The following is a 12118-nucleotide window of genomic DNA, read 5'->3' on the forward strand; positions in this document are numbered from 1 at the left end:
AGACCGCGCAGGCGCGCGACACCGAGGTCACCGCCGTGGCGGCCCTGCGCCGCGACCGGGGCGAGGAACGCGCGGTCGTCACCGCGCTGTCGCGCCTGCACACCCGGGGCGTCGAGGTGGACTGGGCGGCGTTCTTCGCGGGCACCGGTGCCCGGGTGGTGGAACTGCCCACCTACCCGTTCCAGCGCGAGCGCTTCTGGCCGACCACTGCCCCCACCACCGCGGGCGACCCGGTGGACGGCGAGTTCTGGGCGGCGGTCGAGCGGACCGACGTGGACTCCCTGGCGACGACGCTGGGCTTCGACGGCGCCGAACTGTCCACAGTGGTCCCCGCGCTCGCCCGGTGGCGGCAGCGCCGCCGCGACCACGCGGCGGCGGACGGCCTGCGCTACCGCACCACCTGGCGCCCGGTCCGGCAGGAGCCCGCGAACGGCCGCTGGCTGGCGCTGGTGCCCGAGGACTGGAAGGCCGACTGGACCGTCTCCTCCGTGCTCGCCGCGCTGGACGCGGTTCCCGTGGTCCCCGGCGCGGCCCTGCCCGACACCGGGGGCGCCACCGGGATCGTGTCCCTGCTCGCCGCCACCGACGGCGAGGAGGTGCCCGGCGCCGCGTGGCCGGAGGCGCTGCTGGCCGCGGTCGACGGCGCCGACCTGCCGGTGTGGCTGGTGACGCGCGGCGCGGTCGCGGCCGTCGACGGCGAGGAGCCCGTGCCCGCCCGCGCCGCCCTCTGGGGCGCGGGCCGGGTCGCCGCCCTCGACCACCCGCGGCGCTGGGGCGGCCTGCTCGACCTGGCCGGTCCGGTGACCGCGAGCGGGTCCGCGCGGCTGCGGGCCGCCCTCGGCGGGGCGGAGGACCAGGTGGCCGTGCGCGACCACGGCGTGCTGGCCCGCCGCCTGGTCCGCGCCACCGGGCTCGACGCCCGGTGGAACCCCACGGGCACGGTCCTGGTCACCGGCACCGACACCCCCGAGGGCGCCCTGGTCGCCCGGTGGCTGGCCGACCGGGGCGTGCCCGGTCTGCTGCTGCTCGGGGCCGACCTGAGCGACCTGGGCGTGCCGGTCATCGCGTCCGAGTTGGACCCGGCGGACCCGGGGGACCGGGCCGCGTTGACCGACCTGCTCACCCGGCACCGGGTCTCGGCCGTGTTCGCCACCGGCGACCCGGCCGCCGACGCCCTGGCCGAACTGCTGCACGACACCCCGCTGGACGCGTTCGTGCTGTTCGGGTCGATCGCGGGCACCTGGGGTGTGCGCGGCCGGGCCGACCGGGCCGCCGCCGACGCCCGGCACGAGGCCGTCACCGCCGCGCGGCGGGCCAGGGGCCTGGCCGGGACCACCGTGTCCTGGAGCGCCTGGGCGGGCAGCGAGGACGAGGAGATGGACCGCCACCTGCGGCTCAACGGCCTGCCGAGCATGGACCCCGGCCGGGCGCTGGCCGCGCTGGACGGCGTCCTCGGCGGCACCGAGGACGTGACGGTCGCCGACGTGGCGTGGGAGACCTTCGCCCCCGCCTTCCAGCGCACCCGGGTCAGCACGCTGTTCGCCGAACTGCCCGAGGCCGCCGCCCCCGTCGAGTCCGCACCCACCGGGCTGCGCGCGCACCTGCTCGGCCTGCCCGAGCAGGACCGCGCGGGCGAGCTGCTGGGCCTGGTCCGCGACCGGGTGGCGGCGGTGCTCGGCCACGCGAGTAGCGCCGGGATCGAGCCGGACCTGCCGTTCCGCGACCTCGGCGTGGACTCGCTGACCGCCGTGGACCTGCGCAACCAGCTCACCGACCTGACCGGGTTGCCCCTGCCCGCCACCCTGGTCTTCGACCACCCGACCCCCGCCGCCCTGGCCGCGCACCTGCGCGCCGAACTGCTCGGAGAGCACACCGCGGTGGCGGCGGCGCCCGTCGGGGTCGCCGACGACGACCCGGTCGTCGTCGTGGGCATGGCCTGCCGCTACCCCGGTGGGGTGGCCTCGCCGCAGGACCTGTGGGACGCGGTCGTGGCGGGCCGCGACGCGATCGGCCCGATGCCCACCGACCGCGGCTGGGACCTGGCCGCGCTGCTGGAGCCGGGCGCCGACGGCCGGGCCCGCACGGTGGCGCGGGCGGGCGGGTTCCTGCCCGGCGCGGCCGACTTCGACCCGACGTTCTTCGGCATCTCCCCGAGGGAAGCGGTCGTCATGGACCCGCAGCAGCGGCTGGTGCTGGAGTCGGCGTGGGAGGCGCTGGAACGCGCCGGGGTCGACCCGACCGGGTTGCGCGGCACGGGCACGGGCGCCTACGTCGGCGGCATCAGCGGCGACTACCGGCCCTCGGCCGACGGCCGCGACTGGCAGACCGCCCAGTCGGCCAGCCTGCTCTCCGGTCGCCTCGCCTACACCTTCGGCCTGGAGGGGCCGACGGTCTCGGTGGACACGGCCTGCTCGTCCTCGCTGGTCGCGGTGCACCTGGCCGCGCGGGCGCTGCGGTCCGGTGAGACGGACCTGGCGCTGGCGGGCGGGGTGGCGGTGATGTCCACGCCGGTGAACTTCATCGAGTTCACCGACCTGGGGGCGCTGTCCCCGGACGGCCGGTGCAAGGCGTTCTCCGACGCCGCCGACGGCACCGGCTGGGCCGAGGGCGTGGGGATGCTGGTGCTGGAGCGGCTGTCCGACGCCCGCCGCAACGGCCATGAGGTGCTGGCGGTCCTGCGCGGCTCGGCGATCAACTCCGACGGCGCCTCCAACGGCATGACCGCGCCCAGCGGTCCGGCGCAGCAGCGGGTCATCCGCAGGGCGCTGGCCGACGCCGGGCTCACCCCGGCGGAGGTGGACGCCGTCGAGGCGCACGGCACCGGCACCAGGCTGGGCGACCCGATCGAGGCGCAGGCGCTGCTGGCCACCTACGGGCAGGACCGCGAACGGCCGCTGCTGCTGGGCTCGGTCAAGTCGAACATCGGGCACACGCAGGCCGCGGCCGGGGTGGCCGGGATGATCAAGATGATCCTGGCCATGCGGCACGGGCTGCTGCCGGGGACCCTGCATGCGGACACCCCGTCCGCGCACGTGGACTGGTCCGCCGGTGCGGTGGAACTGCTCACCGAGGCCACCCCGTGGCCCGCGGTGGACCGGCCGCGCCGGGCCGCGGTGTCCGCCTTCGGCGCCAGCGGCACCAACGCGCACGTGATCCTGGAGCAGGCACCGCCGGTCACGGCGGACGCCACCGTTGCGGACGCCGTCGAGTCGGACACCGTCGTGGCGCGCCCCCGGGGCGTGGTCGCGGTGCCGCTGTCCGCGGTGACCGGTGCCGCGCTGCGCGAGCAGGCCCGGCGCGTGCTCGGCGTGCTCGACGCGGGCGCACCGGCGCTGCCCGACCTCGCGCTGTCCCTCGGCACCACCCGGACCGCGTTCGACCAGCGCGCCGCCGTGCTCGCGGCCGACGCCGACGGGCTGCGGGCCGGGCTCACCGCCCTGGCGGGCGGCACCCGGTCGGCGGCCGTGGTCACCGGCGGGGCGGGCAGCGGGGCGGTGGCCTTCCTGTTCACCGGCCAGGGCGCGCAGCGGGTCGGCATGGGCCGCCGCCTGCACGAGCTGCACCCGGCGTTCGCCGCGGCCTTCGACGAGGTGGTCGCCGAACTGGACCGGCACCTGGACCGGCCGCTGCGCCCGGTCGTCTGGGACGGCGGGGACGGCGCGCTGGACCGCACGGAGTTCACCCAGCCCGCGCTGTTCGCGCTGGAGGTGGCGCTGTACCGGCTGGTCGAGTCGTGGGGGGTGCGGCCGGACTTCCTGGCGGGCCACTCCATCGGCGAATTGGCCGCCGCCCACGTGGCCGGGGTGTTCTCCCTGGCCGACGCGGCGGCGCTGGTCACCGCCCGCGGGCGGCTCATGCAGGCCCTGCCGGAGGGCGGCGCCATGGTCTCGGTGCGGGCCACCGAGGACGAGGTGGTCCCGCTGCTCACCGGGGGGCTGTCCATCGCGGCCGTCAACGGCCCGGAGGCTGTGGTCATCGCCGGTGACGCCGCCGAGGCCGCCGCGGTGGCCGCGCACTTCACCGCGCTGGGCCGCAAGACCAAGGCGCTCAACGTCAGCCACGCCTTCCACTCCCCGCACATGGACGCGATGCTCGCCGAGTTCGAGCGGGTCGCCCGGCGGGTGACCTACCGGGCCCCGGCGACGCGGCTGGTCTCGGCGCTGACCGGCGACGTGGTCGAGGCGGAGCGGATCACCGACCCGGCGTACTGGGTCCGGCACGTCCGCGACGCCGTCCGGTTCGCCGACGGCGTGCGCACCCTGCTGAACCGCGGCGTGACGACGTTCCTCGAACTGGGCCCGGACGGCGTGCTCACCGCCATGGCGCAGGACACCATCGCGGTGCACGGCACCGGACCGGTCGCGGTGACCGCGCTGCGGCGCGACCGGGACGAGGACGCGGCGCTGGCCGCGGCCCTGGGCACCCTGTTCACCCGGGGTGTCCGCGTCGACTGGGCGGCCGTGCACCCCGGTGCCCGGCGGGTCGACCTGCCCACGTACCCGTTCCAGCACGAGCGGTTCTGGCCGGAGGCCACCGGTGCGCCCGCCGCCCCGACCGGGCAGCGGGAGGACGCGGGGTTCTGGGCGGCCGTGGAGAACACCGACCTCGACGCCCTGGAGTCGCTGCTCGACGTCGACGGCGACGCGCTGGCGGCGGTCATGCCGAAGCTGCTCGACTGGCGGCGGACCAGGAACGAACAGGCCACCGTGGACAGTTGGCGGCACCGGATCGCGTGGCGCCCGCTCGCGGGCAGGCGCCAGGTCGCACCGGGCGGGACGTGGCTCGTGGCCCTGCCCACCGGGTGGGCGGGCGACGCGTGGGTGGAGGCGGTGACCGGCGCCCTCGGCGCGGACGTCGTCCGCCTCGAGGTCGACGACACCGACCACGCACGGCTGGCCGAGCGGCTGCGGGCGACCGGCGGGCCGTTCACCGGGGTGCTCTCGCTGCTGGCGCTGGACGAGGCGATGACCGGTTCGGTGCCCTCCGGGGTGCTGCTGACCACGGCACTGGTGCGGGCGCTCGGCGACGCGGGCAGCACCGCGCCGCTGTGGTCCGCCACGCGGGGCGCGGTCTCGGTGGACGCGGGTGAGCCGCCCGCCCACCCCGTGCAGGCGGCGGTGTGGGGGCTCGGGCGGGTCGTGGCCCTGGAACACCCCGACCGCTGGGGTGGTCTAGTGGACCTGCCGCCGTCGCTCGACGCCGACACGGCGGCGCGCCTGCCCGGTGCGCTGACCGGGGCGGGCGGTGAGGACCAGGTCGCGGTCCGGCCGGGGGCGGTGTTCGGCCGCCGCCTGGTGCAGGCCCCGGCGACCGACCCGGACCGGCTGTGGACGCCGGGCGGCACGGTGCTGGTGACCGGTGGCACCGGTGCGCTGGCCGCGCACGTCGCCCGGTCCCTCGCCGCGGCCGGTGTGCCGCACCTGCTGCTCGCCAGCCGACGCGGCGAGGCCGCGCCGGGCGCGGCCGGGCTGCGGGCGGAACTGGAAGCGCTGGGCACGGCGGTGACGATCGTCGCGTGCGACGTCGCCGACCGCGCCGACCTCGCAGCGCTGCTCGACGGCATCCCGGCGGAACAGCCGCTCAGCGCGGTCGTGCACACCGCGGGCGTGCTCGACGACGGCGTGCTGGACTCGCTGACCCCGGAACGCTTCCAGGCGGTGTTCCGCGCCAAGGTGACCTCGGCCCTGCTGCTGGACGAGCTGACCCACGGGCTCGACCTGGGCGCGTTCGTGCTGTTCTCCTCGGCCTCCGGCGCCGTGGGCAACCCGGGGCAGGCCAACTACGCGGCCGCCAACGCGGTGCTCGACGCCGTGGCCGAGCGGCGCCGCGCCCTGGGCCTGCCCGCCACCTCCATCGCCTGGGGCGCCTGGGGTGGCGGCGGGATGGCCGCGGGCGGGCGCGCCGACGACAGCGCGCGGCGCGGCGGCATCGCCGCCATGGACCCGGAGCGGGCCGTCGTGGCGCTGCGCCAGCTCGTCGCGGAGCCCGCGGCCACCGCGCTGGTGGCGCGGGTGTCGGCGGCGGAGTTCCTGCGCGGCCCGACCGCGTCCCGGCTGCGGGCACTGCTGGGCGAGCTGCCCGGCGCCCAGGTCGAGGCGCCCGCCGTGCCCGCCCAGGAGGCGCCGCCGCTGCCGTCCCGCCTGGCTGGCCTGGCCCCGGCCCGGCGCCGGGAGGAGGTGCTGGAGCTGGTGCGCGACACCGCGGCCGCGGTGCTCGGCCACGCCGACACCGAACTGCTCGGCCCGGACAAGGCGTTCCGGGACCTCGGGTTCGACTCGCTCAGCGGGGTGGAGCTGCGCAACGGGCTCACCGCCGCCACCGGGCTGAGCCTGCCCTCGACGCTGGTGTTCGACCACCCGACCCCCTCGGCGCTGGCCGCCCACCTGCTGGCCGAGCTGGGGCTGAGCGGGGCAGGCGACAACGGCGCCGCCCAGAACGGGAACGGCCACGCGGCGACCGGCGCGCAGGACAGCGACGAGGCCGCGGTCCGCGCGGTGCTCTCCTCCGTCTCGCTGGGCCAGTTGCGGGAGATCGGCGTCCTGGAGCCGCTGTTGCAGCTCGCCGGGCGCGGCGGTGCACCGGCGGACGACACCCGCCCGCACGACGGCGTGGACGCCGTCGATGACATGGACGTGGACGACCTGGTCCAGGCCGCGCTCAACGGCTCGTCCGACCTGACGCTCGACTAGGGAGGAGAATCCCGGTGACCGCACCGAAAGGCACCACCGACAAGCTCGTCGAGGCGCTGCGCACGGCGGTGAAGGAGACCGAGCGCCTGCGCGCGCAGAACCAGCGGCTGGTCTCGGCCGCCACCGACCCGATCGCCATCGTGGGGATGGCGTGCCGCTACCCCGACGGCGTGTCCTCCCCGGAGGACCTGTGGGACCTGGTCGCCGCGGGCGGGGACGCCATCGCACCCGTTCCCGCCGACCGCGGCTGGGACGTGGGCGGGCTGGCCGGGGACGGCGCCACGACGCTGCTGGGCGGCTTCCTGCCCGGGGCCGCCGAGTTCGACCCCGGCTTCTTCGGCATCTCCCCCCGGGAGGCGCTGGGCATGGACCCGCAGCAGCGGCTGCTGCTGGAGACCTCGTGGGAGGCCGTGGAGCGGGCGGGCATCGACCCGGTGTCGCTGCGCGGCAGCCGGACCGGGGTGTTCGTCGGCACCAACGGGCAGGACTACGCCTACCTGGTGGTGAGGTCGGCCGCCGAGAGCACCGGCGAGGTGGGCACCGGCATCGCGGCCAGTGCCATGTCCGGGCGCCTGGCCTACACCCTGGGCTTGGAGGGACCCGCGGTCACCGTGGACACGGCGTGCTCGTCGTCGCTGGTGGCGCTGCACTCGGCCACGCAGGCCCTGCGCGCGGGGGAGTGCTCGCTCGCGCTGGCGGGCGGGGTCAACGTGATGAGCACCCCCGGCGCGCTGGTCGAGTTCTCCCGGCAGGGCGGGCTGGCCCCGGACGGGCGCTGCAAGGCGTTCTCCGACGAGGCGAACGGCACCGGTTGGGCCGAGGGCGTGGGGGTACTGCTGCTGGAGCGGCTGTCCGACGCGCGCCGCAACAACCACCGGGTGCTCGCCGTGGTGCGCGGGTCGGCGGTCAACTCCGACGGCGCGTCGAACGGGTTCACCGCCCCCAGCGGCCCCTCGCAGCAGCGGGTGATCCGGGCGGCGCTGGCCAACGCGCGGCTGACCGAGGACGACGTGGACGCCGTCGAGGCGCACGGCACCGGCACCTCGCTCGGCGACCCGATCGAGGCCCAGGCCCTGCTGGCCACCTACGGCCGGAACCGGGAGACCCCACTGCTGTTGGGCTCGATCAAGTCCAATATCGGCCACGCCCAAGCGGCGGCCGGGGTCGCCGGTGTGATCAAGGTGGTCATGGCGATGCGGCACGGCCTGCTGCCCAAGACGCTGCACGCCGAGAACCGGTCCGAGCGCGTGGACTGGTCGGCGGGCTCGGTGGAACTGCTCACCGAGCAGGTGCCGTGGCCGGACCGTGGGCGCCCGCGCCGGGCCGCGGTCTCCTCGTTCGGCATCTCCGGCACCAACGCGCACACCATCCTGGAGCAGGCCCCGGACCAGGTCCCCGGCGAGGAAAGCCCGGACGCGGTCGTGCCGTGGGTCGTCTCCGGCCGCACGCTGCCCGCGCTGCGCGACCAGGTCACCCGACTCGTGCGGCACGTCGGGGCGGGAGCGCCGGCCGCGGCCGACGTGGCGGTCGGGCTGGCCACCGGCCGGTCCGCGCTGGAGCACCGGGCGGTGGTCGTCGGGCGCGACAGCGCCGAGCTGGCCGGGGCGCTGGCGGCCTGGGTCGCGGGCGACGCGGCGCCCGGTGTGGTGACCGGCACCGCGGGGCGGCCGGGCAGGCTGGCCGTGCTGTTCACCGGTCAGGGCTCGCAGCGCCTGGGCATGGGTCGCGGTCTGCACGCCCGGTTCCCGGTGTTCGCGGCGGCCTTCGACGAGGTGGCCGCCGAACTGGACCGGCACCTGCCGGGTCCGGTGCGCGAGGTGATGTGGGGTTCGGACGCGGACGCCCTCAACGCCACGAACTGGTCGCAGCCCGCGCTGTTCGCGGTGGAGGTGGCGCTGTACCGGCTGGTCGAGTCCTGGGGGGTGCGCGCCGACCTGGTCGCGGGCCACTCGCTGGGCGAGATCACCGCCGCGCACGTGGCCGGTGTGCTGGACCTGCCCGACGCCTGCCGCCTGGTGGCCGCGCGGGCGACGCTGATGGGTGCGCTGCCCGGGGGCGGTGCGATGCTCGCGGTGGCCGCCACCGAGGAGGACGTCACGCCGCTGCTGGTGCCCTCGGTGTCGATCGCCGCAGTCAACGGCCCGCGCGCGGTGGTCGTGGCGGGCGCCGCGGCCGACGTCGAGCGCATCGCGGGCACCGCGGTCGAGCGCGGCTGGAAGCACAAGCGGCTCACCGTCTCGCACGCCTTCCACTCACCCCTGATGGACCCGATGGTGGCGGACTTCGCCGCCGCCGTGGCGGGCATCGGGTTCGGCGACCCGGAGATCCCGCTGGTGTCCAACGTGACCGGCGCGGTGGCCGGACCGGGGCTGGTCCGCGACCCCGGCTACTGGGTGCGCCACGTCCGCGAACCGGTCCGCTTCGGCGACGGCGTGCGGGCGCTGCTGGTCGCGGGGGCGACCACCTTCCTGGAACTGGGTCCCGACGCCACGCTGTGCGCGATGGTCGGCGACGCCGCGCCCGACCCGGTCACCGCCGTGCCCGTGCTGCGCGCGGGCCGCGACGAGGAGACCACGGCCGTGGCCGCGCTGGCCGGGCTGTTCGCCCGCGGCGAGGCCGTCACCTGGCCCGCGTTCTTCGGGCCGCTGGGCGCCCGGCCGGTGGACCTGCCCACCTACGCCTTCCAGCACGACCGGTTCTGGTCGGAGTCCGCGGGCACCGGCGACGCCGCCGCCGTCGGGCAGGCCGCGCTCGGCCACGCCCTGCTCGGCTCCACGGTGGACCTGGCGGACGACGGCGGCGCGGTGCTGACCGGCAGGCTGTCCCTGGCGACCCTGCCGTGGCTGGCCGACCACGTCATCTCCGGCCGGGTCCTGTTCCCCGGCACCGGGTTCGCCGAGCTGGCCCTGCGCGCGGGCGACGAGGTGGGCGCCGACCTGGTGGAGGAGCTGACCCTGGCCGCGCCGCTGGAACTGCGCCGGCACGGCGGGGTGGCCGTCCAGGTGCGCGTCGGCGCCGCCGACGACAACGGCAGGCGGGCCATCGGCGTGCACTCGCGCGACGCCGAGCACGGCGGCGAGTGGGTGCGCCACGCCACCGGCACCCTGGGCACCGGCGCCCGCGAGAGCACCCCGGACTTCGCGGCCGGGGCCTGGCCGCCACCGGGCCTCGACCCGGTCGACCTGACCGACTTCTACGACAGCGGCCACTACGGACCGGCCTTCCGGGGCCTGCGCGCGGTGTGGCGGCGCGACGGCGAGGTGTTCGCCGAGGTGGCGCTGCCCGCCCCGGCGCGCGGCGTGGACCGGCTGGGCATCCACCCGGCGCTGCTGGACGCCGTGCTGCACGCCGTGGGCTGGGTGGACTCACCCGACGGCGGTCGCGGCGTGCTGCCGTTCTCCTGGGAGGACCTGGCCCTGCACCGCACCGGCGCCACGGCGCTGCGCGTGCGGCTGACCCACGCGGGAACCGACGCCGTGGGCATCGAGGCGGTGGACGCGGCGGGTCTGCCGGTGGTGACCGCGGGCAGGCTGGTGCTGCGCGCGCCCTCGGCCGAGGACGCGGCCCGGCGCCCGGACTGGCTGTTCCGGGTGGACTGGACGCCGTTCGAGGCCGCGCCGGTCGCGGGCCGCCGCTTCGCCGTGCTCGGCGCGGACCCGGGCGGCCTGCCCGGCGCCGTGCGCCACGACACCGCTGACAGCGCGCTGGACACCCGGCCGGACGCGGTGTTCGCGCCGATCACGGGCGACTCCGCGCTGGCCGCCACCACCGCCGCGCTGGAGCTGGTGCAGCACTGGTTGGCCGACGAACGCGCCGACGACGTGCCGCTGGTGTTCGTCACCGACGGCGCGGTGTCCGGTGCGGACCTCCCGGCGGCGGGTGTGTGGGGGCTGGTGCGCACCGCGCAGTTCGAGAACCCCGGCCGGTTCCTGCTGCTCGATGCGGCGGCCGGTGCGTGGCCGCTGCTCGCGGTGGCCCCTCGGCTGCTGGCCGAGGGCGAGACGCAGGCGGTGCTGGACGACAGCGGTGTGCGCGTGGCCCGACTCGCCCGGTTCACCGGGGACGCGCCCGCGCCCCAGTGGAACAGCGCGGGCACGGTGCTCATCACCGGCGGCACCGGCGGGCTCGGGGCGCACCTGGCCCGGCACCTGGTCGCCGAGCGCGGGGTGCGGCACCTGCTGCTGGTCAGCCGCCGCGGCCCGGACGCCCCGGGGGCGCGGGAACTGGAGGCCGAGCTGATCGCGCACGGCGCCGACATCACCATCGCCGCCTGCGACGCCGCCGACCGCGACGCCCTGGCCGGGGTCCTGGCCGGGGTGCCCGCCGAGCACCCGGTGACCGCCGTGGTGCACACCGCCGGTGTCCTGGACGACGGCACCGTTCCCGCCCTCACCCCGCAGCGGCTCGACACCGTGCTGCGGCCCAAGGTGGACGCGGCCCGCAACCTGCACGAGCTGACCGCCGACCTGGAGGCGTTCGTCCTGTTCTCCTCCGTCGCGGGCACCCTGGGCAGCCCCGGGCAGGCCAACTACTCCGCCGCCAACGCCGCCCTGGACGCCCTGGCCAGGAAGCGGCACGCGGCTGGCCTGCCCGCCCTGTCGCTGGCCTGGGGCCCGTGGGCCCAGGACGCGGGCATGACGGGCGCGCTGACCCAGACCGACCTGCGGCGCATGGCCGACTCCGGGTCGGCGCCGCTCACCGTGGCGCAGGGCCTCGCGCTGTTCGACGCGGCCACCGCGACCGGTGAGCCGGTGCTGGTGCCGCTGGCCGTGCGCCAGGGCGCCCGCGCCGGTGCGCCGCACCCGCTGCTGCGCGACCTGGTGCGCGCACCCCGGCGGCGCACGGCGGCCGACACCGCCCCGGCGGTCCCGGTCGCCGACCGGATCGCCGGGCTGGACGAGCGGGCGCGCACCCGGTTCGTGCTCGACCTGGTGCGCGCGGAGGTGGCCGCGGTGCTGGCCCACCCCTCGACCGAGGACGTCGGCGACGACCGGGAGTTCCGCGACCTGGGCATGGACTCGCTGACGGCGGTGGACCTGCGCAACCGGCTCGCCGCGGTCACCGGGCTGCGGATGTCGGCGACCCTGGTCTTCGACTACCCGACGCCCGCGGAACTGGCCGGGCACCTGCTGTCCCGGCTGGGCGGCGGCGCCACCGCGGTGCGCGGCCCGGACCTGGTCGCCGAACTGGACCGGCTGGAGGCCGCGCTGGCCGGTGCCGACCCCGACCCGGTCACCCGGGCGGGCATCGCGGCCCGGCTGCACGGCCTGTCCGCCCGCTGGAGCACCACCGCCGAGCGGGCCGACGGCGCGGCCGTCACCGAGAAGCTGTCGTCGGCCAGCACCGACGAGATCTTCGCCTTCATCGACAACGAACTCGGTCGGCAGAGCGAGCGCTGACCCGCCGGTCCCGCACAGGAAGGTTCCATC

At 77.2% G+C, this 12118-nt stretch carries 1 protein-coding gene and 1 pseudogene (1 of these 2 only partly in view); both read left to right on the forward strand.

Annotated elements, in window-relative coordinates; genetic code table 11:
* On the forward strand, positions 1–6689 hold the end of the coding sequence (locus tag DFQ13_RS13190; RefSeq protein ID WP_110080159.1) for a type I polyketide synthase. The gene continues 21202 nt to the left of window position 1, outside the view; the window shows 6689 of its 27891 coding nt (coding positions 21203–27891); its start codon lies beyond the left edge, outside the window; it ends in the stop codon at positions 6687–6689.
* A gap of 41 nt (positions 6690–6730) precedes the next feature.
* A pseudogene (locus DFQ13_RS13195) lies at positions 6731–12088 on the forward strand (SDR family NAD(P)-dependent oxidoreductase); the annotation flags it as partial.
* Positions 12089–12118 lie beyond the last annotated feature (30 nt).

This window comes from Actinokineospora spheciospongiae (assembly GCF_003182415.1).
Taxonomy (GTDB): Bacteria; Actinomycetota; Actinomycetes; order Mycobacteriales; family Pseudonocardiaceae; genus Actinokineospora; species Actinokineospora spheciospongiae.